The 22,358-nt window shown below is 74.8% G+C and carries 19 protein-coding genes and 1 pseudogene; 13 read left to right on the top strand and 7 right to left on the bottom strand.

Annotated elements, in window-relative coordinates:
• Window positions 1-15: 15 nt before the first annotated feature.
• Window positions 16-1,236, bottom strand: coding sequence for a glucose-1-phosphate adenylyltransferase (gene glgC, locus ACI79A_RS18240; RefSeq protein WP_457085175.1), 1,221 nt, complete (start codon window positions 1,234-1,236; stop codon window positions 16-18).
• 71 nt (window positions 1,237-1,307) lie between these two features.
• Here glgC and glgA point away from each other — a divergent pair, with 71 nt between their 5' ends.
• A complete protein-coding gene (gene glgA, locus ACI79A_RS18235) occupies window positions 1,308-2,480 on the top strand; it encodes a glycogen synthase (protein WP_457085174.1) in 1,173 nt (390 codons plus the stop codon).
• Window positions 2,481-2,573: 93 nt separating this feature from the next.
• Here glgA and ACI79A_RS18230 read toward each other — a convergent pair whose 3' ends face one another.
• Entirely contained in the window at window positions 2,574-3,539 is a 966-nt protein-coding gene (locus ACI79A_RS18230) for a diguanylate cyclase domain-containing protein (RefSeq protein ID WP_457085173.1), read from the bottom strand.
• Between the two features lie 81 nt (window positions 3,540-3,620).
• Window positions 3,621-4,808, bottom strand: a complete 1,188-nt coding sequence (locus ACI79A_RS18225) for a zinc-dependent alcohol dehydrogenase (RefSeq protein ID WP_457085172.1) — start codon at window positions 4,806-4,808, stop codon at window positions 3,621-3,623.
• Window positions 4,809-4,969: 161 nt separating this feature from the next.
• On the opposite strand from ACI79A_RS18225, the gene ACI79A_RS18220 reads away from it, so the two are divergent.
• A complete protein-coding gene (locus ACI79A_RS18220) occupies window positions 4,970-5,317 on the top strand; it encodes a hypothetical protein (protein WP_457085171.1) in 348 nt (115 codons plus the stop codon).
• A 14-nt stretch (window positions 5,318-5,331) separates the two neighbouring features.
• Here the strand turns inward: ACI79A_RS18220 and ACI79A_RS18215 are convergent, their stop codons facing one another.
• Window positions 5,332-6,237: a LysR family transcriptional regulator gene (locus tag ACI79A_RS18215; RefSeq protein ID WP_457085170.1), complete on the bottom strand. Its 906-nt coding sequence runs from the start codon at window positions 6,235-6,237 to the stop codon at window positions 5,332-5,334.
• Window positions 6,238-6,308: 71 nt separating this feature from the next.
• On the opposite strand from ACI79A_RS18215, the pseudogene ACI79A_RS18210 reads away from it, so the two are divergent.
• Window positions 6,309-7,157 (top strand): annotated as a pseudogene (locus ACI79A_RS18210) (EamA family transporter); the annotation flags it as partial.
• A gap of 50 nt (window positions 7,158-7,207) precedes the next feature.
• On the opposite strand, the gene ACI79A_RS18205 reads toward ACI79A_RS18210, so the two are convergent.
• Window positions 7,208-7,627 carry a DUF350 domain-containing protein gene (locus ACI79A_RS18205; RefSeq protein ID WP_457085169.1) on the bottom strand — a complete coding sequence of 140 codons (420 nt, stop codon included), beginning with the start codon at window positions 7,625-7,627 and terminating at the stop codon, window positions 7,208-7,210.
• A 99-nt stretch (window positions 7,628-7,726) separates the two neighbouring features.
• Here ACI79A_RS18205 and ACI79A_RS18200 point away from each other — a divergent pair, with 99 nt between their 5' ends.
• Both ACI79A_RS18200 and ACI79A_RS18195 read left to right on the top strand, forming a co-directional pair.
• Complete coding sequence (locus tag ACI79A_RS18200) at window positions 7,727-8,839, top strand: spore photoproduct lyase family protein (RefSeq protein ID WP_457085168.1); 1,113 nt, start codon at window positions 7,727-7,729, stop codon at window positions 8,837-8,839.
• A complete protein-coding gene (locus tag ACI79A_RS18195; RefSeq protein WP_457085167.1) occupies window positions 8,839-9,864 on the top strand; it encodes an MsnO8 family LLM class oxidoreductase in 1,026 nt (341 codons plus the stop codon). The genes ACI79A_RS18200 and ACI79A_RS18195 overlap by 1 nt, the downstream gene beginning before the upstream one ends.
• Here the strand turns inward: ACI79A_RS18195 and ACI79A_RS18190 are convergent.
• A complete protein-coding gene (locus ACI79A_RS18190) occupies window positions 9,816-10,781 on the bottom strand; it encodes an App1 family protein (protein WP_457085166.1) in 966 nt (321 codons plus the stop codon). The two genes, ACI79A_RS18195 and ACI79A_RS18190, sit on opposite strands and share 49 nt — an antisense overlap.
• Window positions 10,782-10,895: 114 nt before the next feature.
• On the opposite strand from ACI79A_RS18190, the gene ACI79A_RS18185 reads away from it, so the two are divergent.
• The 6 genes from ACI79A_RS18185 to ACI79A_RS18160 all read left to right on the top strand — a co-directional run bounded on the left by ACI79A_RS18185 (window position 10,896) and on the right by ACI79A_RS18160 (window position 18,935).
• Window positions 10,896-11,810, top strand: a complete 915-nt coding sequence (locus ACI79A_RS18185) for an ABC transporter ATP-binding protein (RefSeq protein ID WP_457085165.1) — start codon at window positions 10,896-10,898, stop codon at window positions 11,808-11,810.
• Window positions 11,807-12,856 (top strand): hypothetical protein, encoded by a 1,050-nt coding sequence (locus ACI79A_RS18180; protein ID WP_457085164.1) that lies wholly within the window; start codon window positions 11,807-11,809, stop codon window positions 12,854-12,856. The genes ACI79A_RS18185 and ACI79A_RS18180 overlap by 4 nt, the downstream gene beginning before the upstream one ends.
• Before the next feature lie 105 nt (window positions 12,857-12,961).
• Window positions 12,962-14,512, top strand: a complete 1,551-nt coding sequence (locus ACI79A_RS18175) for a DUF2252 family protein (protein WP_457085163.1) — start codon at window positions 12,962-12,964, stop codon at window positions 14,510-14,512.
• A 196-nt stretch (window positions 14,513-14,708) separates the two neighbouring features.
• Entirely contained in the window at window positions 14,709-16,343 is a 1,635-nt protein-coding gene (locus ACI79A_RS18170) for a DUF222 domain-containing protein (RefSeq protein ID WP_457085162.1), read from the top strand.
• Window positions 16,344-16,468: 125 nt separating this feature from the next.
• A complete protein-coding gene (locus ACI79A_RS18165; protein WP_457085161.1) occupies window positions 16,469-17,338 on the top strand; it encodes a polysaccharide deacetylase family protein in 870 nt (289 codons plus the stop codon).
• 103 nt (window positions 17,339-17,441) lie between these two features.
• Window positions 17,442-18,935 carry a phytoene desaturase family protein gene (locus ACI79A_RS18160; RefSeq protein WP_457085160.1) on the top strand — a complete coding sequence of 498 codons (1,494 nt, stop codon included), beginning with the start codon at window positions 17,442-17,444 and terminating at the stop codon, window positions 18,933-18,935.
• 26 nt (window positions 18,936-18,961) lie between these two features.
• Here ACI79A_RS18160 and ACI79A_RS18155 read toward each other — a convergent pair whose 3' ends face one another.
• Window positions 18,962-19,345 carry a hypothetical protein gene (locus tag ACI79A_RS18155; protein WP_457085159.1) on the bottom strand — a complete coding sequence of 128 codons (384 nt, stop codon included), beginning with the start codon at window positions 19,343-19,345 and terminating at the stop codon, window positions 18,962-18,964.
• A 145-nt stretch (window positions 19,346-19,490) separates the two neighbouring features.
• On the opposite strand from ACI79A_RS18155, the gene ACI79A_RS18150 reads away from it, so the two are divergent.
• Together ACI79A_RS18150 and ACI79A_RS18145 are read left to right on the top strand one after the other, a co-directional pair.
• Window positions 19,491-21,644 (top strand): beta-glucosidase, encoded by a 2,154-nt coding sequence (locus tag ACI79A_RS18150; protein ID WP_457085158.1) that lies wholly within the window; start codon window positions 19,491-19,493, stop codon window positions 21,642-21,644.
• The gene (locus ACI79A_RS18145) at window positions 21,637-22,239 is read left to right on the top strand and encodes a TetR/AcrR family transcriptional regulator (RefSeq protein ID WP_457085157.1); all 603 of its coding nucleotides are present in this window, start codon (window positions 21,637-21,639) and stop codon (window positions 22,237-22,239) included. Before ACI79A_RS18150 ends, ACI79A_RS18145 begins: the two co-directional genes overlap by 8 nt.
• The last annotated feature ends 119 nt before the right edge of the window (window positions 22,240-22,358 follow it).

Below are 22,358 nucleotides of genomic sequence, written 5' to 3'. Positions count from 1 at the left end.
GAGGGAGGTCCTTCATCAGCCGATGGCGCGGGCGCCCTTGCCGAGCACGGTGATCCCGCCGGCGCTCACGTGGTAGCGCTCGCGGTCGCGGTCCAGGTCGACGCCGATCCGCGCACCGGGCGGGACGACGACGTTCTTGTCCAGGATCGCCCGGCGCACCACCGCGCCCTCGCCGACGTGCACGCCGTCCATCAGCACGCTGCCCTCGACCCGGGAGCCGCGCTCCAGCCGCACGTTGGGCGAGACGACCGACTGGTGCACCGACCCACCGTCGATGATCACCCCGGCGCTGACCATCGACTCCTCCGCCCGGCCGCCGAGCACGAACTTGGCCGGCGGGAGCATCGGCGGGAGGGTGTAGATCGGCCAGCGCTCGTTGTAGAGGTTGAAGATCGGGCTGACCGACACCAGGTCCATGTGCGAGTCGTAGTAGGCGTCCAGCGTCCCCACGTCGCGCCAGTAGCCGTGGTCGCGCTCGGTCTCCCCGGGCACGACGTTGCTGCTGAAGTCGTAGACGTAGGCGTCCCCGGCGTCGGCCATCATCGGCATGATCGACCCGCCCATGTCGTGCACCGAGTTCTCGTCGGCGGCGTCCACCCGCAGCGCCTCGAGCAGCGCATCGGTGGTGAACACGTAGTTGCCCATCGAGGCGAAGGTCTCCTCCGGGCTGCCGGGCATCCCGGGCGGGTCGGCCGGCTTCTCCAGGAACTGGTGCACCTTGCCGTTCTCGTCGGCGTCGATGACACCGAAGGCGGTCGCCTCCTGGCGGGGCACCCGGAGGCCCGCGACGGTGACGCCGGCGCCGGTGGCCAGGTGCTGGTCGATCATCTGCGCCGGGTCCATCCGGTACACGTGGTCGGCACCGAAGACGACGACGATCTCGGGCCGGTCGTCGTAGATCAGGTTGAGGCTCTGGTAGATCGCGTCGGCGCTGCCGGTGTACCAGCGCGGGCCGAGCCGCTGCTGCGCCGGCACCGGGGTGATGTAGCTGCCCAGCAGCGTCGACATCCGCCACACCGTGGTGATGTGCCGGTCCAGCGAGTGGCTCTTGTACTGGGTGAGCACCGCGATCCGCCGGATGTCGGCGTTCACCAGGTTGGACAGCACGAAGTCGATGAGCCGGTAGTTGCCCCCGAAGGGCACCGCGGGCTTCGCCCGGTCCTGGGTCAGCGGGGCGAGCCGCTTCCCCTCACCACCTGCCAGCACGATGCCGAGAACCCGAGGACCGCCACGCATGGACGGACCGTAACGGCTCCTCCGGGAGTTCGCCCCATCTACGGGGTCGTTCACCACCTAGGGTGAGCTGCGTGCGCGTCGGAGTGATCACCCGGGAATGGCCGCCGGACGTCTACGGAGGGGCCGGGGTGCACGTCGAGCACCTCGTCGCCGCGCTCCGCGGGCTCGAGCAGGGACCGGAGCTCGACGTCCACTGCTTCGGTGGCCCGCGCTCGGACGCCACCGGCCACGGGGTGCCGGCCGGCCTGACGTCGGCCAACGGCGCGCTGCAGGCCGTCGGCACCGACGTGGAGATCGCCGCCGCCCTCGTCGACGCCGAGCTGGTGCACTCGCACACCTGGTACGCCAACCACGCCGGGCACCTGGCGCAGCTGGTGCACGGCAGCGCCCACGTCGTCACGGCCCACTCGCTGGAGCCGCGGCGGCCGTGGAAGGCCGACCAGCTCGGCGGGGGCTACCGGCTCTCCTCCTGGGTGGAGCGCACCGCCTACGACTCCGCCGACGCGGTCATCGCGGTCAGCCGGGGCATGCGGACCGACGTGCTCGACGTCTACCCCGACCTCGACCCGGCGAAGGTCGTCGTCGTGGGCAACGGGGTCGACGCGCAGGCCTACCGGCCGGTGCAGGCGCCCGACGTCGTCCGCTCGCTCGGGGTCGACCCGGACCGGCCGTACGCGCTGTTCGTCGGCCGGATCACCCGGCAGAAGGGGCTGATGCACCTGCTGGCCGCGGCCGAGCAGCTGCCGCCCGAGGCCGGGCTGGTGCTCTGCGCCGGCGCGCCGGACACCCCGGCCGAGCGGCAGCAGGTCGCCGACGCCGTCGCCGAGCTGCAGCGCCGGCGCAGCGGGGTGGTGTGGATCGAGCAGATGGTGCCGCGCGAGCAGCTGGTGCCGCTGATCACCGGGGCGACGGTCTTCGTCGTCCCCTCGGTCTACGAGCCGCTGGGCATCGTGAACCTGGAGGCCGCCGCCTGCGGCACGGCGGTCGTGGCCAGCGCCGTCGGCGGCATCCCGGAGGTGGTCGACGACGGCCGCACCGGGCTGCTGGTCCCCTACGACGCCGAGCGCCCGGCCGAGTTCGCCGCCGGGCTGGCGGCGCGGATGACCGAGCTGCTGGCCGCCCCCGACCGCGCGGCGGCGATGGGCCGCGCCGGCCGGGAGCGGGTGCTGGCCGAGTTCGGCTGGCCGGCGATCGCCGCGCAGACCCTCGCGGTCTACGAGGACGTGCTCCGCTCCCGCGGCTGAGCCGCGGGGCGTCCTGGCTCACCGTGCGTGCTCCTGGCTCCCTCCTGACGTGAGCCAGGAGCACGCACGATCAGGCCTCCTGATCCCGGGGCCTCAGCGGTCGAGCTCGCTGCGGCCCCGGCCGGCCTCCTTGGCCCGGTAGAGGGCCGCGTCCGCGCGGCGCATCACGTGCGACGCCTGCTCCCCCGCCCGGTGCTCGGCGACGCCGACCGACAGCGGGACGCGGGTGCTCGCCGCCCGCAGCCGTTCCACGAACCGCAGCGCCTGCGGCCCGGGGCAGGCGGGCAGCAGCAGGGCGAACTCGTCTCCGCCGTGCCGGGCCAGCACTGCGCCCCGTGGCAGCAGCGGCAGCCAGCTGTCGGCCACCGCGCACAGCAGCTCGTCGCCGGCGGCGTGGCCCTGCTCGTCGTTGACGAGCTTGAAGTCGTCGAGGTCGGCCAACGCCACGGAGAACTCCTCCCCCGACCGGACGGCGAGCCGCAGCGCCTCGTCCAGGGCGTCGTCGAACCCACGGCGGTTGGCCAGCCCGGTGAGCGCGTCGACGCTGGCCCACGAGGCCTGCCGCACCAGCACGGCCACCACCAGCGCGATGGTCGCCGTGACCAGGGCGACCGCGACCACCGACCCCGCGGGCAGCCCCCGGAGGGAGAGGACCACGGCGCAGGCGGCCATCGCGAGGAACAGGTAGGCCAGCGCCACCAGCGGGGCGAAGAGGAAGAAGGCGGCGACCGCGACGAAGGAGTAGATCCCCGCCAGCGCCATCGCAGCGGTGGGGTCCGGCGCGACGGCGACCACGGCGGTGATCAGCGCGGTGCCCGCCAGGACGGCGACGGGGAGCGCGGCGCGCGGCAGCGACCGGCCCCACCGGATCAGCGCCAGGCCGGCGAGCACCGCCGCCGGCCCGATCGCGGTCATCACCGGGGACGCCGACCGGTCCGCACCTCCGGGCAGCACCACCACCGCCAGCACGACCAGGCCACCGAGCGCGTAGAGCAGCCCGATGACCGGGCCGGCCAGCCGGGCGGTCGCCACCTCCGGCGCACCCCGCCTCCACCTCATGCAGCCTCTTCGATCGCCGGACCGGGACACCCGAGCATCTCCCCGCACCACCCCACCCGCACAGGTGACCCGCCAGCAGCGTCAGAGCTCCGGCTTGAGCTGCACCTTGACGAAGCCGTCGGCCTTCTCCTGGAACGCCCGGTAGGCCTCGGGGGCCTGCGACAGCGGCAGCCGGTGGGTGGCGAAGGTGTCCACGCCGAGCGGGTCGGCGTCGGTGAGCAGCGGCATGATCTCCGGGATCCAGCGCTTCACGTTGCACTGGCCCATGTGCAGGGCGATCTGCTTGTCGAACAGCGTGATCATCGGCATCGGGTCGGCCGCGCCGCCGTACACACCGGACAGCGAGATGGTGCCGCCGCGGCGCACGATGTCGATCGCGGAGTACAGCGCGTTCAGCCGGTCGACGCCGGCCGTCTTCTGGATGGGGGCGGCCACCGCGTCGGGGAGCAGCCCGGCTGCCTTCTGCACGAACCCAGTGGCCGGCGAACCGTGCGCCTCCATGCCGACCGCGTCGAGCACCGAGTCCGGCCCGCGCCCGCCGGTCATGTCGCGGATGGCGTCGCCGAGGTCGTCCTCGTGCTCGCGGAGGTCGACCACCTCGATCCCCCGGGCCGCGACCCGGGCCAGCCGCTCGGGCACCAGGTCCACGCCGATGACCCGGTACCCCTTGTGCTGGGCGATCCGGCAGGCGAAGTCCCCGACCGGCCCCAGCCCCAGGACGACGAGCGTGCCCCCGTCCGGCACCTGGGCGTAGGCGACGCCCTGCCAGGCGGTGGGCAGGATGTCGGAGAGGTAGGCGAACCGGTCGTCGGGCGGGCCCTCGGGCAGCTTGACGTGGGTGAACTGCGCCTGCGGGATGCGCAGGTACTCCGCCTGCCCACCCGGTACCTGGCCGTAGAGCTTGGAGAAGCCGAACAGCGCCGCCCCCATGCCCTGGTCGCGCACCTGGGTGGTCTCGCACTGGGTGTAGAGGCCCTGGTCGCACATCCAGCAGTGCCCGCAGGAGATCTGGAACGGCACGGAGACCCGGTCGCCCACCTTCAGGTCGCCGACCTCTGACCCCACCTCCACGACCTGACCCATCGCCTCGTGGCCGAGCACGTCGCCGGCGCCCATGAACGGGCCGAGCGGGTCGTACAGGTGCAGGTCCGAGCCGCAGATGTTGGTCGTGGTGACCCGGATGACCGCATCCGTGGGCTGCTGGACGACGGGGTCGTCCACGGTGTCCACCCGGACGTCGTGCTTGCCGTGCCAGGCCACTGCCTTCATGGGTCCCCGATCGTCGCGCGACGCAGGCGTGCGTCGCCGGACGAGCTGTGCCCCTGCCTGACCTGCACAAACAGTGCCCCATCCCACGCCCGCGCCGCCCCCGGTGAGCCACGTGCGCCACGGAGGGCCACGGGACGCCGGCACCTGGCAGCATGCCGCCCGTGCCGCAGACCCCGACCAGGTTCCTGGAGTCCCCGCTCGTCCACCGCGGGGTGCCGCTGCTGCTGGCCGTGGGCTGCGGCGCCGCGGCGGTCACCTCGGCGGTGGCCGGGAACGCGGTGTGGGCGGTGGTCTTCGCCCTGCTCGCCGCGTGCTGGCTGTGGTGGTTCCGCCGCAGCTCCACCACCCCCCGCCCGGTGCCCGGTCACGTCGACGAGGCGTGGGCGCGCCGGGTGATCGCCGAGGCGGGGTCGCCCGAGGGCGTGGCCGCCGTCGTGGCGCTGCGCCGGGCCGAGCCGGCGCTGTCCCTGGTCGACGCCAAGCAGCTGGCCGACCGGGTCGCGCGCTGACCGACCCGGCCGGTTCACCCCGCGCCGCGGTCGATCTCCGCGGCGACGGCGCGCAGCACCTCGAGCACCCGGGCCACCACCCGCCGCTCGGCCCGGTCGGGACGGAGCAGCGCCTCGACCCGCCGGCCGGCCGGCACACCGGTCAGCGGGAGCAGCCGCAGGCCCGGCACCGGTGAGGTGGTGTGCCGGGGCAGCAGCGAGATGCCGTGCCCGGCGGCCACCATCGTCGAGGCCACCGCGAAGTCGTTGATCCGGTGCGCGATGTGCGGCGCGGCCCCCGACCGGGCGGCCACCGCCGCCATCACCGGCGCCACCGGGAAGCCCTCGCGCACGGTGATCCACGCCTCGCCCGCCAGCTCCTCCGGGGCGACGGCGGACCGGCCGGCCAGCGGGTGGTCGGCGCCGACCGCGACGTCCAGCGGCTCACGGAACAGCGGCACGACCCGCACCCCGCTGGCCCAGTCGGCGGCGCCGTCCGGCCGGTGCGCGACCACCACGTCGAAGCGGTCCGCGAGGTCGGGGAAGTCGGCGAGCGCCACGTCCTCGTCGGTGCACTCCAGGGTGATCCCGTCGAGCGCGGCCACCGCGCCCAGCAGCCGCGGGAAGAGGAGCTGGGCACCGCTCTGGAACGCCGAGACCCGCACCGTCCCGACCGGCCGCTCGGCGAACGCCTGGCAGGCCGCGCGGGCCCGCTCGACCGCCTCGGCGACGTCGACCGCGGCGTCGGCCAGCGCCGCTCCGGCCGGGGTGAGCCGCAGCCCGCGGCCCACCCGCTCGGTGAGCGGCACGCCCAGCTCCGCGGTGAGCGCGGCCAGCTGCTGGGACACCGCCGACGGCGTCAGGTGCAGCACCGCGGCGGCCGCGGTGACCCCACCGCGGCTGCGGACGGCGCGCAGCGTCTCGAGCGACCGCAGGTCCATGCAGGAATGCTGAACGGACCGTCAAGGACTATTCACTGGAGCTGGACGCCGTTGGGCGGCACGCTCGACCCGTGCCCCTCCGCGACCGCCTGCTGGCCTGCCTCGTCGCCGTGCTGTGGGGCGTGAACTTCACCGCCATCCACCTGTCGCTGGAGCAGTTCCCGCCCTTCGCCCTGGTGGCGCTCCGGTTCGCGCTGCTGGCCGTCCCGACCTTGCTGTTCGTGCCCCGGCCCGACGTCCCGCTGCGCTGGCTGATCGGTTACGGCACCGGCTTCGGCGTCCTGCAGTTCCTCTTCCTGTACCTGGCGATGGACACCGGGATGCCCACCGGCCTGGCCTCGCTGGTGCTGCAGTCCTCGGCCCCGTTCACCGTGCTGCTGGCCGGCGTGCTGCTGCGCGAGCGGCTCACCGCCCGCCAGCTCACCGGTGTCGGCATCGCCGTGGCCGGCCTCGGCGGGATCGCCCTCTACCGGGCCGAGATCGGCGGGGCCGCGCTGGCGCTGCCGGTCGTGCTGACCCTGTGCGGCGGGCTGGGCTGGGCGCTGGGCAACCTGTGCACCCGGCAGGCCCGGGCGTCCGAGCCGCTGAAGCTGACCCTCTGGATGAGCGTGGTGCCCCCGCTGCCGATGCTGGCGGTCTCGCTCGTGGCCGAGGGACCGGCGGCGATCACCCGGTCGTTCACCACGCTGGGCAGCCTCCAGGGGCTGCTCGCCCTGGCCGGGCTGCTCTACACCGTCGTGGTGGCCACGCTGCTCGGCTCCGGGATCTGGACGGCGCTGATGGCCCGGCACCCCTCGAGCACGGTCGCGCCGTTCTCGATGCTGGTGCCGGTGGTCGGCATCGGCGTCTCCTGGTTGGCGCTGGGCGACGCCACCTCAGCCGTGGAGCTCGGCTGCGGCGCCGTCGTGGTCGCCGGGGTGCTGCTGGCGACGACGACCGGCCGCCGGCCGGCGCAGGGCCGGATCGACGCTCAGGGCCAGATCGACGCGACGATGATCGCCGAGACCGCGAGGGTCGAGCCGGCGGAGACCAGGCTGGCGGGGTGGAAGTCGACCCCGGTGAGGTGGTGGCCCAGCCGGCCCGGGGTGACCACGTCCAGCAGCAGGAAGGCCAGCACCTGCAGCAGCACGCCGAGCAGGCCGAACACCACGGTGTAGGCCAGCGCCCGGCCGAACCCGCTGGTGGCGTTGGTCCAGATCGTGGTGAACGCGATCGCCCCCTGCCCGAGGAAGCCGGCCGCCAGGGCGATCCCGGCGTTCACCGAGCGCTCCTCGTAGATGTGCTTGGCCAGCCGGCCGGGGGTCAGCAGGTCGAGGGCGAGCGCGCCGACGAACAGCAGCGCGATGCCGACGGCGGTGTAGGCGACGGCGTAACCGATGCTGGCCAGCACGGGGGACCTCCAGGTCTGGGGGCAGGGCGGGAAGGAGCCTAGGGGGTCCGCCACACCCGGCCCCGGAATGGCGCCCCCGGCCACCGTGCTGCACCTGGCGTGACCGACGCGCTGACGCTGTTCGACGACGTGGTCCCGGCGGAGACCCCCGTGGAGAACCGGCTGCTGCAGGTGCGCACCGTCTACGCCGAGCCTGCGGCCGCAGCCTCCCCCCGCGGCCGCCAGGTGCTCGCCCGGTTCCCCGGCGCCGAGGTCGTCGAGGTGGCCTCGCACTGGCAGCTGCCCGAGCTGCACGGCAACGCCGGCAACGTCGACCGCTGGGTGCGGGTGAAGAGCGAGACGCTGGTGCTCGGGGTGAAGAAGACGCTGACCACCCGCCCGAACGGGCGCTCGGCGGACTTCATCGCGCCCTCGACCGCGAACGGCTGCGCGATGGCCTGCGCCTACTGCTACGTGCCCCGCCGCAAGGGCTACGCCAACCCCATCACCGTGTTCACCAACATCGACCAGATCACCGCCTCGGTGCGCCGGCACGTGGCCCGCCAGGGCCCCAAGACCGAGCCGAACCAGTGCGATCGGGACAGCTGGGTCTACGACATCGGCGAGAACGGCGACTGCTCGGTCGACGCGGTCGTCAGCGACAACGTCGCCGACCTGGTCGCCACCTTCCGCGAGCTGCCGACGGCGAAGGCCTCCTTCGCCACCAAGTACGTCAACCGCGACCTGCTCCACCTGGACCCGGCCGGCCGCACCCGCATCCGCTTCTCGGTCATGCCCGACGCCGACTCCCGGCTGCTGGACGTGCGCACCAGCCGGGTCGCCGAACGGATCGCCGCCGTCGACGACTTCGTCGCGGCCGGCTACGAGGTGCACCTCAACCTCTCCCCCGTCGTGCTGCGCGAGGGCTGGGAGGCCGACTGGACGGCGCTGCTGCAGCAGCTGGACGACGGGCTCTCGCCCGCCGCGAAGGCCCAGGCCGCCGCCGAGGTGATCATGCTGACCCACAACGAGGGCCTGCACGAGGTCAACCTCGGCTGGCACCCGCGCGCCGAGGAGCTCCTCTGGCGCCCGGAGCTGCAGGAGCCCAAGGTCAGCCAGAACGGCCAGCGCAACGTCCGCTACCGCGCCGGCGTGAAGCGGGCCGGCGTCACCCGGCTCCAGCAGCTGATCGGCGAGCACGCGCCCTGGCTGCGCGTCCGGTACGCGTTCTGATGCGGCTGTCGCTGCTGGACCGCTCCCGCACCCGCGCCGGCGAGCCGGACGCCACCGGGGTGACCGGCACCGTCGATCGGGCGGTCGCCGCCGAGCGGCTGGGCTACGACCGGTTCTTCGTCGCCGAGCACCACGGGGTCCCCGGCGTGGCCAGTGCCGCACCCGCCGTGCTGCTCGCTGCGATCGCCGGCCGGACGACGACGCTGCGGATCGGCTCGGCCGGCGTCATGCTGCCCCACCACCAGCCGCTGGTCGTGGCCGAGCAGTTCGCGATGCTGTCGGCGCTGGCACCGGGCCGGGTCGACCTCGGGCTCGGCCGCTCCCCCGGCTTCACCCCACCGGTGCGCCGGGCGCTGCGGTCGGCGGGCGAGAGCGACTTCGCCGCCGACCTGGCCGAGCTGCGCGCCTTCCTCACCGGGACGGCGGAGGTGACCGTGCACCCGCGCCCGGCGGCCGAGGTGCCGATGACCGTGCTGGCCACCGGCCGCGGCCTGGAGGTGGCCGCCACGCTGGGCCTGCCGGTGGTCGTGGGCGGGCCGCTGCTGGGCGTGGCCGGCGACCCGGCGCCCGGGCTCGCCGCGCTCGCCACCTACCGGCGCAGCTACCGGCCGAGCGAGCAGGCGCCGGAGCCGCGGGTGGCGATCAGCCTCGACGTCGTCGTCGCCGACACGGCGGCGGAGGCGCAGGACCTGCTGCTGCCCGAGGCCTGGGCCATGGCGCAGGCCCGCACCACCGGCGCCTTCCCACCGCTGGAGCCGGTGGCCGCGATCCGGGCGCAGGACTTGACCGCGCGGCAGCGGCAGTACGTCGAGCAGACGGCCGCCGGGGCGATCGCCGGCACCGCCGAGCAGGTCGCCGAGCGGCTGGCCGCACTGGTCGAACGCACCGACGCGGCGGAGGTGGTCGCCTCCAGCAGCACGTTCGACCGCGATGCGCTGGCCGCCTCCGACGCGGCGCTGGCGGAGCTCTTCGGCGGTCAGGCCGCCGGCAGGGCCGCGGCGAGCGCATCGCCGTCCGGGGCGTAGACCACCGGCACCTGCCCGATCCGCTCGACCCTGGTCTCCGCGTGCTCGACGTCGCGCAGCAGGATCCGCCGCACCCGCTCGGGCTGCTCGGTCGCGAACTCGGTGTACAACGCCGGGTCGTGCTCCCCGGTGTCCCCGACGAGCGACCAGGCCACGCCGGGGATGTCGTCGGCCAGCCGGCGCAGCTGGCCCCGCTTGTGCGCCCGACCGTCGCGGAACCAGCGGTCCGGCCGCGGCCCCCAGTCGGTGAGCAGCAGGGCGCCGGGCGGCAGGCCGGCGCGCTCGATGAACCGGGTGAGCGGGCCGGCCAGGTTCCACGGCCCGTTGCTCAGGTAGACGACCGGCACGTGCGGGCCGCCCGCGGTCAGCTCCCGCAGCAGCCGCGCCATCCCCGGCACCGCCCGGCGCCCGCTCATCGGCTTGACGAACGTGCGCCACGCAGCCCGCAACGGCGTCGAGATGCCGGTCACGAGCACGGTGTCGTCGATGTCGCACACCACGCCCCGGGCGGCGTCCGCAGAGGCCAGGTGCACCACCGAACGCGACTCCCGCTCACCGGCGCGCAGCAGCACGGGGACCGAGGCCGTGTCGGGCAGTGGGGTGTCGAGGGTGACGTCGAGCAGCCCGTCGTCGTCGCTGCGGACCACGTACCGCTGCCCGGCCAGCTCCACGGTGACCTCGGTGCGCGGGCTCTCCAGGGTGAGGAAGCGCTGCCAGCCGGGCACCGCGCGGCGGTCCTCCGGATGTGCGCCGGCCGGGGCGAGCAGCACCCGGCCGAGCACCCGCGCCCGCCCTTCGCTGCCGTAGCCGGGGTGGGCGAGCACAGCGGGGGTCCAGCCCGCCCGGCGGGCCCACCGGGAGAGCAGGGCGCGCAGGGCGGAATCGGCACGGCGGGCGAGCGCAGGCAGGGAGACCACCCGGGCAGCCTGCCAGCTGCGATCACGATGCGGACCGGTGCGGCGCGGAAACCCCCACCCGACCGTCGGCTGTGCCACGGTGCTCCCGCCCGTCCCCCAGCTCAGGAGCCGCCCGTGCCCGCCCTCGAGATGCATGCGGTCGCCAAGACCTACGCCCGGCGCGGGCGACCCCCGCAGCGTGCGCTGGACGGCCTGGACCTGGTCGTCGGCGACGGCGGCGTGCACGGGCTGCTGGGGCCCAACGGCTCCGGCAAGACGACGATGATCCGGGTCGCGCTCGGCCTGGTCCGGCCCGACAGCGGCGAGGTGCGGCTGCTCGACCGGCCGGTGCCCGGCGGGCTGCCCGAGGTGATCGGCAGCGTGGGCGCGCTCGTCGAGACACCGCTGTTCTTCCCCGGGTTCACCGGCCGGCGGAACCTCCGGCTGCTGGCGGAGACCGCCGGGCTGCCCCGCACCCGGGTCGAGGAGGTGCTCGAGGTCGTCGAGCTGCGCGAGCGCGCCGACGACCGGTTCGCCGGCTACTCCCTCGGCATGAAGCAGCGCCTGGCCATCGCCGCCGCGCTGCTCAAGGCGCCGCAGCTGCTGGTGCTCGACGAGCCGGGCAACGGGCTGGACCCCAGCGGCATGCGGGACGTCCGGGAGCTCGTCCGGCGGCTCGGCCGGGAGGGGACGACGGTGCTGATCAGCTCGCACCTGCTGTCTGAGATCCAGCAGGTCGCCGACTCGGTGTCGATCATGGCCCGGGGTCGGTGCATCGCCTCCGGCCCGGTGCACGAGGTGCTGGCCGGCGCCGGGGCCCCCGACGTCCGGGTGCGCGTGCCCGATCCCGCGGCCGCCGCCGCGGTGCTCACCGCCGCCGGGTACCAGGTGGCGCCGGCGCCGGAGGGTGGCCTGCTGGTGCACGCGGTCGCCGCACCGGCGCAGGTGACCCGGCTGCTGGCCGAGTCCGGACACTGGCTGGAGGAGCTGACCCCGATGACCGCAGACCTGGAGAGCGCGTTCCTTGCGCTGACGGCGGAGCGGGCATGAGCGCCGTCCAGACCCCGCCGCAGGCCGACCGGCCGACCGCCCCCGCGGGCCGGTTCGGCGGGCTGCTGCGCGCGGAGTTCCACCGGTTCACCGCCCGCCGGTTCATCCGGCTGCTGCTGCTCACGGCCGCGCTGGTCTGGGTCGGCGCGCTGGTGGTCGGGCTGCTCAACTGGTCCTCGCCCACGCCGGAGGGGCTCGCCGCGGCGGAGCAGCAGCGGCAGGAACAGGTCGAGCTCGCGATCGAGGGGCGCGCCGAGTGCCTGGCGCAGCAGCCGGCCGACACCGGGGTGACGCCCGAGGAGTGGTGCGGCCCGCCCGTCCAGGAGTCCGACTTCTCGATCGAGTGGTTCATCGACCCGCCACCGTTCTCCCTCGCGGAGCAGGGCGCGAGCGGCGCGGCCGTCCTCGGCCTGCTGGGCTCCGCCCTCGCCTTCCTGGTCGGCGCCACGTTCGTCGGTGCGGAGTGGTCGAGCCGGTCGATGACCAACCTGCTGTTCTGGGAGCCGCGGCGGTCCCGGGTGCTGGGTGCCAAGGCAGCGGTCGTCGCCGCCGCCTCGGTGGTGCTCGGCGTGGTCGCGCAGGTCGCCTGGCTGGCGATGGCCGGCATCTGGCAGGCCCTCGTCGGCGACGGCCGGGACCTGCCCGACGGCTTCTGGTCGGACGTGGTCGGCGCCCAGGGCCGCGGGGTGCTGCTGACCCTGTTCGCCGGGCTGCTCGGCTTCGGGCTGACCAACCTGGTGCGCAACACCGGCGCCGCGCTGGGCACCGCGTTCATCTACGTGCTGGTGGTGGAGACCGCCGTCCGCGCGCTGCGGCCGGAATGGCAGCCGTGGCTGATCACCAACAACGTGACGGCGCTGGCCCTCCCCGACGGGCTCTCGCTCGTCGTCGATCAGGGGGAGACGGTCGACGCGCAGGGCAACGTCGTCTGGCAGATGACCGAGTACCTGCTCACCCACCTGCAGAGCGGCGTCTTCCTGACCGTCGTCACCGCGCTCGTGGTGGGCGCCGGCGTCGTCCTGTTCAGCCGGCGGGACGTGCCCTGAGCCACCTGCCCCTTCGACTGGGCACCGGACCGCGCGGCCCCGGTCACCTGACGGTCTGATGACAGGCGTTTGGCCCCTGGGGAGGCCGCGGGTAGGCGGAGGGGCATGGACACAGACCTCGCTGATGCCCCCCGGTCCGAGCTCATCCGCCGGGCCCGTGAGCAGGACATCCCCGGCCGCTCGTCGATGAGCAAGCAGCAACTGCTCACCGAGCTCCGGCAGCGGCGAGCGGCCCCGTCGTCCGCATCGCCGGACGACGGGCCGGCCGACGGCGACGTCGTGGGCGACGGTGCCCCGGCGGTGGCGTCCCGGGTCGACGCCTTCCGGGCGCTGGCCGAGGCCCGGGCGCGCGGTGAGATGGTGCTGATCCCCCGGATGCTCACCGGCAACGACCGCCGGGTGCACGTCCGCGAGACGGTGCGCGAGGACCACGAGCAGCGGATCGCCACCGGCGACCTGGAGGCCCGGGACAAGTTCGACAAGCTGGCCGGCTCGGCCTTCCAGTTCTTCCGCGGCACCAACCTGCTCTTCTACCGCGACCTGGCCGGCGAGGACGCGCGGCTGCCCACGGTGCTGTGCCTGGGCGACGTGCACCCGGGCAACTTCGGCGTGATGCCCAGCTCGGACAACGTGCCGATCTTCGGGGTCAACGACTTCGACGACGCCTACTACGCCCCGTTCACCTGGGACCTCAAGCGCGGCGCGGTCGGCTTCCAGCTCGCCGCCGAGGAGAAGGGCGACAAGGGGCGCAAGAAGCAGCGGGCGATCGCCGAGCGCTTCGTCCGCGGGTACGTCGCCGGGATCGCCTCCTACGCCAACGACGGGCGAGAGGAGACCGAGCAGCTGCGGCTGGACAACGCCCCGCCGCTGATCGCCGACCTGATCCGCAGCACGCTGGAGCGCGGCCGCGCCGAGTGGCTGGCCGAGGACCTGCTCGACGAGACGCTCAGCGGCTTCCGCACCGACGAGGAGATCGTGCCGATCCGCAGCCGGCGGGCCGAGTTCCAGGGGATCGTCGACCGCTTCGTCGCCGAGAACGAGATCCCGGTGCCCGAGCGCGCGGGGCAGATGCGGGCGAAGGACGTGGCGGAGCGGCGGAACGCGGGGACGGCGTCCCTGGGGCTGACCCGCTACTACGTGCTGATCGCCGGCGTGCGTGACGACGGCACCGACGACCTGCTGCTGGAGTTCAAGCGGGCCCGGCGGTCCGCGCTGACCGGGCTGGCGCCGCACTCGGGGTTCGAGGTCGACGGCCAGGGTGACCGGATCCGGCACGCCCAGCGGGTGCACCTGGTCAACGGCGACGTCTTCTACGGCAGCGTGGAGATCGACGGCGAGAGCTTCATGTCCCGGGAACGGGCGCCGTTCCGGGACGACCTCAGCCTCGCGTCGCTGTCGACGGACGAGTGGAAGGACTACGCGGAGATCTGCGGCAAGGTGCTGGCGCACACGCACGCGCTGTCCGACGAGACCGGCAACGTCGACTACGACGTGGAGCCGGCCATCCTCACCGCCATCGGCGGGCACGACCTCTTCGTCGACGACGTGCTGCGGTTCGCCGGGGAGGCGGCCGACCGGGTCCGCCGCGACCACGAGTTCTTCGTCGCCGACCACGCCCTGGGCGCCTTCAGCAGCGTGGACGTCGTCTACCGCTGACCCGCGGCGTGACCCGGGCCTCGCGCTTCGGGTGCCGCACGTCAAGGCGTCGGCGTCGGCGTCGGCGTCGGCGTCGGCGACCTGGGCTCCCAGGTGGTCGAGCATGCCGGGCCTCCTGCTTCGCGGGGCCGAACGTTGCACGCCGGGTGCGCGCCGCCGCTCCGGAACTGTCGTACCTCGAACGTATGTTCGACTCATGACGCGGAGGTCGGGGTCGAGCACGATCGAGGGGCTGGTCGTGGACTGGGTCCTCGATCACCGCGTCGAACCGACGCGGCTGCCCGTTCCCTGGCTCAGTGATGAGGAGCTGGCCGCGGAGTTGCAGCGGGTGCAGCAGCGCCGTGCCCGGGACGCCGCCTACGAGGCGGAGCTGATCCTGGGCCTGGCCGGTCAGCGGCCCGCCTCGACGGACCCGGCGCCGGAAGACCCCGGTGCCCGGCGGGCGGGGTGGACGGCGCAGCCGGCCGACGGTGAGGTGAGTGAGTTCTTCACCGCCGAGCTGGCCACGGTGCTCAACGTCGGCCGCCCCACCGCCGCGACCTGGCTGACCCGGGCGCTGACCTGGGCCCGGAAGCTGCCGGCCACGTTCGCCGCGCTGCGGGCCGGGGAGCTCGACGAGCGCCGCGCCCAGCAGCTGGCCGACGCGTTGCAGCACACCAACGCCAGCGTCGCCGGCCGGGTGGAGGACGCGCTGCTGGGTGAGGCCCGGGACCTGTCGGTGACCGGGCTGGGCAAGCGCGCCACCGAACTCATGCTGCGCTTCGACGCCGCCGCCGCGGAGGAGGCCCGGGCGGAGGCGGAGAAGACCGCCGACGTGCGGTTGTACCCCTCGGCCGCCGACGGGCGGGCGGTGCTGGCCGCGGACCTGCCGGCCGACGAGGCCGCCGAGTGCCACGACCTGCTCGACCAGCTCGCCAGGATGCTCAAAGCCGACGGGGACGAGCGGCCGATCGGGCAGCTGCGCACCCACGTGCTGTCGATGCTGGTCCGCCGGCCCGGTGACCACGGACTGCCCACCGTGGCGGCGAACCTGACCGTCACCGCAGCGCTGGCGGCGCTGGAAGGCGGCAGCACCGCGCCGGGTGAGGTGAACGGGCTACCGGTCACCGCCGCCCACCTCCGCGACCTGCTGGCCCGGATCGGGGCGCTGGGCCTCACCGCCCCCGACGGCGGCACGCTCACCTTCGCGATCACCGGCCCCGACGGCGAACTGCTGGCCACGGTGACCCCCGCGGAGCTGGCCCGCCTGGCCCGCCGCGGCTGCCCGCAGCACGACGCCGGCACCGGCGGCAGCGGCAGCGGCAGCGGCAGCGGCAGCGGCAACGACAACGGCAACGACAACGGCAACGACAACGGCAGCGGCAGCGGCAGCGGCAGCGGCAGCGGACCCTGCGGGTGCGCCGTGCTCGGCCCGCCACCGGCGACCACGAACTACCGGCCCACCGAACGGCAGCGCGCGTTCGTCACCACCCGCGACCGGCGCTGCCGGTTCCCCAACTGCGGCCAACGCGTCGGCTGGGCCGACCTCGACCACGTCGTCCCCCACGCCTGCGGCGGGGTGACCGACTGCACCAACCTCTGCTGCCTGTGCCGCTCCCACCACCGGCTGAAGACCTTCGCCCCCGGCTGGCGGTTCGCCATGACCCCCCACGGAACACTGCACGTCACCACACCGTCCGGCGTCACCCGCACCACCCGACCACCCGGCCTCCGACCGCGGTCCGAGAAGGCCGTTGAGCCAGAGCGACCGCCCGGACCACCCGCCGGGCGCGCATCACCCCGACCCGAGCAGCCACCCACCGAACCGGCCGACGACCCGCCGCCCTTCTGATCGGTCGTGCGCTGACCTCACCGCCTGTCTGCACGTCGCCTTGTCGACTTGCAGACAGGCGGACCGGGGTGGCTGCCCCGCCGTGGGCCGTTGCCCTCACCGGCGTCGGGCACCAAGCTCACCGGGTGCACAGACGCCACTTCCTCGCCGCCGGTGCCGCGCTCGCCCTCGCCGGGTGCAGCTCCGGCACGACGCGACGCGCGGACGGTCCGACGACGTCAGCGGCCACCTCGGCCCCGTCGCCCTCCCCCACGCCGGAGCCGACCCCGACCGAGGAGCCGCCGCCCACCCCGGGAACGGCGGAGGAGATCCTGGCCCGCTCCACCGTCCCGGTGCTCTGCTTCCACCAGCTGCGCGAGCACACCGCCGAGGACAGCGCGTACGCCCGCAGCATCACCACCCCGCCGGACGCCTTCCGAGCCCAGCTGAGCGCGCTGCGGGACGGCGGCTACACCCCGGTCTCCGCCCCCGCGCTCGTCGACCACCTGCAGTTCGGCACCCCGCTCCCCGACCGCGCCGTGCTGCTCACCTTCGACGACGGCTCGGCCACCCACGCCACCGTCGGGCTCCCGGTGCTGCGCGAGTTCGGCTTCCCCGGCGCGTTCTTCCCGATGACCGTGGTCCTGGACAAGCCCAACTGGCTCAGCAGCGACCAGCTGCGCGAGCTCGACGCCGCCGGGATGGCGATCGGCGCGCACAGCTGGGACCACCAGCGGATGGACCGCATCTCCCGCGACCAGTGGGCCGAGCAGGTGGACCAGCCCCGGCAGACCCTGGCGGAGGTCCTCGGGCACCCGGTCGACCTGCTCGCCTACCCGCACGGCATGTGGAACCAGGAGACGCTCACCCACGTCGCGGCGGCGGGGTACCGGGCGGCGTTCCAGCTGGCCGATCCGACCGACCCGGCGCAGCCGCTGCTCACCATCCGCCGGATCATGCCCCCGCCCACCTGGGACGCCGCCACCCTGCTGGCCCACCTGGAGTCCGACTTCTGACCTCCCCCTCCGGCGGTTGGGCGAAGAAACACCTCTCGTCCGCGCCATCGGGTGCTTCATCGCGCACACGCGACCGCCGGACGCCGGCCGCTACCGTGGGCGCGTGGCCCGGGTGGTGGTGATCGGCGCCGGGCTCGGCGGGCTGGCGGCCGCCGCCCGGCTCGCCGCGGCCGGCCACGCGGTCACCGTGCTGGAGCAGGCGCCGGTCGTCGGCGGGAAGCTCGGCTGGTTCGAACGCGACGGCCACGGCTTCGACACCGGTCCGAGCCTGGTCACCCTCCCCCAGGTCCTGCGCGACCTGTTCGCCGCCACCGGCCCCCCGCTGGACGACGTGCTGGAGCTCCAGCGACTCGACCCGGCGGTCGCCTACCGCTTCGCCGACGGGACGGCGGTCGACGTCCCGGGCAGCCGCGAGCGCATCCCCGCCGCGCTCGAGGCCGCGCTCGGCACCGGAACCGGCGCCCAGTGGGCGGCCCTGCTCGACCGGGCCGAGGCGATGTGGCGAGCCACCGAGCAACCGTTCCTGCGCTCTCCGCTGGCCGGCGCCGGCACCCTGCTCCGGCTGGCCCGGAACACCACCGACCTGCGCACCATCGCCCCCGGCCGCACGCTGCGCGGTCTGGGCGGGCGGTACCTGTCCGACCCGCGGCTGCGGATGCTGCTGGACCGCTACGCCACCTACTCCGGCTCCGACCCGCGGCGGGCCCCCGCGGCGCTGCTCACCGTTCCGCACGCGGAGCAGGCCTTCGGCTCCTGGTACGTCCCCGGCGGCCTGCGCCGGCTGGTCGATGCGGTGGCGCAGCGGGCCGTCGAGCGCGGCGCCACCGTGCGGACCGACTCCCCCGTCGCCGAGGTGCTCGTCGAGGGCGGCCGGGCCGCCGGGGTGCGGCTGGCCGACGGCGAGCGGGTACCGGCCGACGTCGTCGTCAGCAACGCCGACGCCACGGCCCTGTACCGCGAGCTGCTCCCCCCCACCGCCCCGGCCCGCCGGCCGCGCGCCGCGCTGCGCCGGGTCACACCGTCGTCGTCGGGCCTGGTGCTGCTGCTCGCCCTGCGCGGGCGCACGCCCGGCCTGGCCCACCACACCGTGCTCTTCCCGGCCGACTACGACGCCGAGTTCGACGCGCTGTTCGGCAGGCGTGGCCCGAAGCGGCCGGTCGAGGACCCGACCGTCTACGTCAGCGCGCCCGACGACCCGGCCACCCGGCCCGACGCCGACAGCGAGTCGTGGTTCGTGCTGGTCAACGCGCCGCGTCACGAACCGGGCAGCGGCGTCGACTGGACCGCCCCCGGGCTCGCCGACGCCCAGGCCGACCGGGTGCTCGACGTGCTGGCCGCCCGCGGGCTGGACGTGCGCGAACGGGTGCGCTGGCGGGTGGTGCGCACCCCGGCCGACCTGGAACGGGAGACGGCCAGCCCCGGCGGGTCGATCTACGGGACGTCGAGCAACGGCGCCCGCGCGGCATTCCTGCGCCCGGGGAACGCCTCCCCGCTGCCGGGGCTGTTCCTCGTCGGCGGCTCCGCGCACCCCGGCGGCGGGCTGCCGTTGGTCACCCTCTCCGCGCAGATCGTCGCCGAGCTGGTGGGCCCGGCCTGAGCGCGGGAGGCAGTCGGTGGGCGGCCCTAGTCCGAGACGTCGTCAGCCCCGTGATCACCCGAGGAGTGGACGATCTGCTCGGCGATCGCGGCCTCGATGCTCTCGGTGACCAGGTACACGACGCCTGCGACGAACGGCGCCAGCACCCAGAGCGCCAGGTGGACCGCGGCACGCTCAGGGCAGCCAGCACCGAGACGATGTCCATGCTCGTGCCCACCGTCAGCGTCCGGGTTCGCTGCGCAGAGGAGGACGCGAGGCAGGTCCGGCGCTCCCTGAGTCACCTGGAGGACCCCGCACGCCGCGGTGACCAGGATCGAGAAGCCGAAGGTGGTGCTCTCCCGGCCCACCGTGCTCCGCATCGTCCGGATCAGCGGGTTGGTCTCGTTCTCCGCGTTCCGGTCCTGCGCCATCGGCTTGCCCTGCTCCCCAGTCGTGTGGCCGGCGCGTCCTGCTCGGGCGCCGGCGGTCCGGACTTGGGGGGCACCGGCCCTACCCCGCCCGCGCGGGGCCACTAGGGTCAGCGCTACCTACAAACCACTAGGTAAGCGAGGACCCGTGGGCACCGACGCTCAGCACACCCCCTTCGACACCGCGGTTGCCGCCGTCCGCGGCGGAGCCGACGTCCAGAGCGAGGCCCAGCGGCTGTTCGCCGAGCTGACCCCGGACGAGCGGCTCGGCCTGCTCGACGGCGACTGGGAGTTCTGGGACGGCTTCCGCGCGATGCTGACCGGTGGCTACAACACCGTGCCGATCCCGCACGGTGCCGTCGCCCGCCTCGGCATCCCCGGCACCCAGTTCGTCGACGGTCCGCGTGGCTGCGTCTCCGGCAACGGCACCGCCTTCCCCGTCTCGATGGCCCGCGGCGCCACCTGGGACCCCGAGCTCGAGGAGCGGGTCGGCCAGGTCATCGGCCGGGAGGTGCGCGCCGTCGGCGGCAACTTCTTCGGCGGCGTCTGCATCAACCTGCTGCGCCACCCCGCCTGGGGCCGGGCGCAGGAGACCTACGGCGACGACCCGTTCCACCTGGGCGAGATGGGTGCGGCGCTGGTGCGCGGCACCCAGCGGTACGTGATGGCCTGCGCCAAGCACTACGCGCTGAACTCGATGGAGAACGCCCGCTTCACCGTCGACGTCACCATCGACGAGGCGACCCTGCAGGACGTCTACCTGCCGCACTTCAAGCGCGCCGTCGACGAGGGCGTGGCCGCGATCATGAGCGCCTACAACTCGGTCAACGGCGAGTGGGCCGGGCAGAACCGGCACCTGCTCACCGAGGTGCTGCGCGACCAGTGGGGCTGGGAGGGCATCACCGTCAGCGACTTCATCTGGGGCCTGCGCGACGCCGGCGCCTCGCTCAACGCCGGCCTGGACCTGGAGGAACCGTTCCGCCAGCAGCGCGCGCAGCACCTGCCCGGCCAGCTGGACGACGGCACCACCAGCTGGGAGCTGGTCGAGCGGTCCGGCGTCCGGATGATCGCGGCGATGCTGCGCTCCTACGCCGCCCGCGAGGACGGCGACTTCGGCCCCGGGCTGATGGCCGACGACGACGCCCGCGCGCTGGCCCGCGAGGTCGCCGCCCGCGCCATGGTGCTGCTGCGCAACGAGCCGGTCGACGGCGCCCCGGTGCTCCCGCTCGACCCGGCATCGGTCACGTCGATCGCGGTCATCGGCCGGCTGGCCACCGAGGTCAACCAGGGCGACCACGGCTCCTCCGACGTCCGCCCGCCGCACAGCACCACCCCCCTGGAGGGCATCACCGCCGCCTTCCCCGGCGCCCGGATCACCCACGTCGCCGAGGACGACCCGGTGGCCGCGGCCGAGGCGGCGCGGCAGGCCGACGTGGCGATCGTCGTCGCCGGCTTCACCGCCGAGGACGAGGGCGAGTACGTCGGCTCGGACACCATGAACAACCCCGACCTGCTGGCGCTGTACCCGCCGCGGCCGGACGGCGTCCAGGCCACCGGCGACGAGGTGGTGATGACCGCCGGCGAGGGGTTCGGCGGCGACCGCGACTCGCTGCGGCTGCGGCCCGAGCAGGAGGAGGTCATCCGGGCGACCGTGGCGGCCAACCCGCGCACCGTCGTCTCGATCGTCGCCGCCGGCCCGGTGCTCACCGAGGCGTGGCGGCACGAGGTGCCGGCGGTCCTGCTGCAGTGGTACGCCGGCATGGAGGGCGGCCCGGCGCTCGGCGACGTGCTCACCGGCGCCGTCGAGCCGGCCGGCCGGCTGCCGTTCAGCGTGCCGACCAGCGAGGAGCACCTGCCCTTCTTCGACCGGGACGCCACCGCGATCACCTACGACCGGTGGCACGGCCAGCGGCTGCTGGACCGGCTGGGTGTCGAGGCGGCGTACCCGCACGGGTTCGGGCTCTCGTACACGTCGTTCACGATCGGCGACGTGACCGCGGACGGGTCGACGGTCACCGCGACGGTGACCAACACCGGCCGCCGCGACGGCCGGCACGTCGTGCAGGTCTACGGCCGCACCCGCACCGGCGGCTACGCCGGCGAGCGGATGCTGGTCGGCTTCCGCAGCGTCGCCGTCCCCGCCGGGGGCTCGGTGACCGTCGAGGTCCCGGTGAGCCTGCTGGCGCTGGCCCGCTGGGACGACGACCGGCGCGAGCGGGTGCTGCCCGAGGTCGGCGACGTCGAACTGCAGGTGGGCGCGCACGCAACCGACCCGCAGGCCGTCGTCCTCCCGCTTGGCTGAGGCCCGCCCGCGCGGACCGGGCAGCCGGTGGACGCCGGAGCAGCGCCGCCGGCAGATCCTCGACGAGGCCACCCGGATCGTCGGGCAGCGCGGCTTCTACGGGTTCAGCGTGCAGGCGGTCGCCGACGCGTGCGGGCTGACCGTCGCCGGGTTGCTGCACCACGTCGGCTCGAAGGAGCAGCTGCTGGTGGCGCTGCTGGAGGACCGGGACCGCCGGGACGCCGCCGCCGTCGCCGGGGAGCTCGGCGCGGGGCTGGACGACCTGGACGGCTCCTCGCCGGTCCAGACGCGGGCGGTGCTGCGGGCGGTCGTCGTCCGGAACACCACCCAGCCGGAGATCGTCCGGCTGTACTCGATGCTGCGCACCGAGTCGCTGTTCGAGGGGCACCCCGCGCACGGGTACTTCCGCGACCGGGACGCCCGGGTGCTGGCCACCTTCACCCGGCTGGTCACCGGGCACGTCGGGCACCCCGGGTCGACCGCCCGCCAGCTGCTCGCGGTGATGGGCGGCCTGGAGGAGCAGTGGCTGCGCACGCCGGACGAGGTCGACCTGGTGCAGGAGTGGGACCGCGCCGTCGCCCGGCTGCTGCCCTGAACGCGCCGGGGGGGGGGGGGGGGGGGGGGGGGGGGGGGGGGGGGGGGGGGGGGGGGGGGGGGGGGGGGGGGGGGGCGGGGGGGGGGGGGGGGGGGGGGGGGGGGGGGGGGGGGGGGGGG

Source organism: Modestobacter sp. SYSU DS0657 (assembly GCF_054050925.1).
The sequence above is the reverse complement of the archived record's forward strand: the minus strand, read 5'-3'. Positions and strand labels throughout refer to the sequence as shown.

What these genes read in the sequence shown, in the direction of transcription:
- glgC (WP_457085175.1), bottom strand. Translation starts at nt 1,236, where the DNA reads ATGCGTGGCGGTCCTCGGGTTCTCGGCATCGTGCTGGCAGGTGGTGAG.
- ACI79A_RS18230 (WP_457085173.1), bottom strand. Translation starts at nt 3,539, where the DNA reads ATGAGGTGGAGGCGGGGTGCGCCGGAGGTGGCGACCGCCCGGCTGGCC.
- ACI79A_RS18225 (WP_457085172.1), bottom strand. Translation starts at nt 4,808, where the DNA reads ATGAAGGCAGTGGCCTGGCACGGCAAGCACGACGTCCGGGTGGACACC.
- ACI79A_RS18215 (WP_457085170.1), bottom strand. Translation starts at nt 6,237, where the DNA reads ATGGACCTGCGGTCGCTCGAGACGCTGCGCGCCGTCCGCAGCCGCGGT.
- ACI79A_RS18195 (WP_457085167.1), top strand. Translation starts at nt 8,839, where the DNA reads ATGCGGCTGTCGCTGCTGGACCGCTCCCGCACCCGCGCCGGCGAGCCG.
- ACI79A_RS18180 (WP_457085164.1), top strand. Translation starts at nt 11,807, where the DNA reads ATGAGCGCCGTCCAGACCCCGCCGCAGGCCGACCGGCCGACCGCCCCC.
- ACI79A_RS18175 (WP_457085163.1), top strand. Translation starts at nt 12,962, where the DNA reads ATGGACACAGACCTCGCTGATGCCCCCCGGTCCGAGCTCATCCGCCGG.
- ACI79A_RS18170 (WP_457085162.1), top strand. Translation starts at nt 14,709, where the DNA reads ATGACGCGGAGGTCGGGGTCGAGCACGATCGAGGGGCTGGTCGTGGAC.
- ACI79A_RS18155 (WP_457085159.1), bottom strand. Translation starts at nt 19,345, where the DNA reads ATGGCGCAGGACCGGAACGCGGAGAACGAGACCAACCCGCTGATCCGG.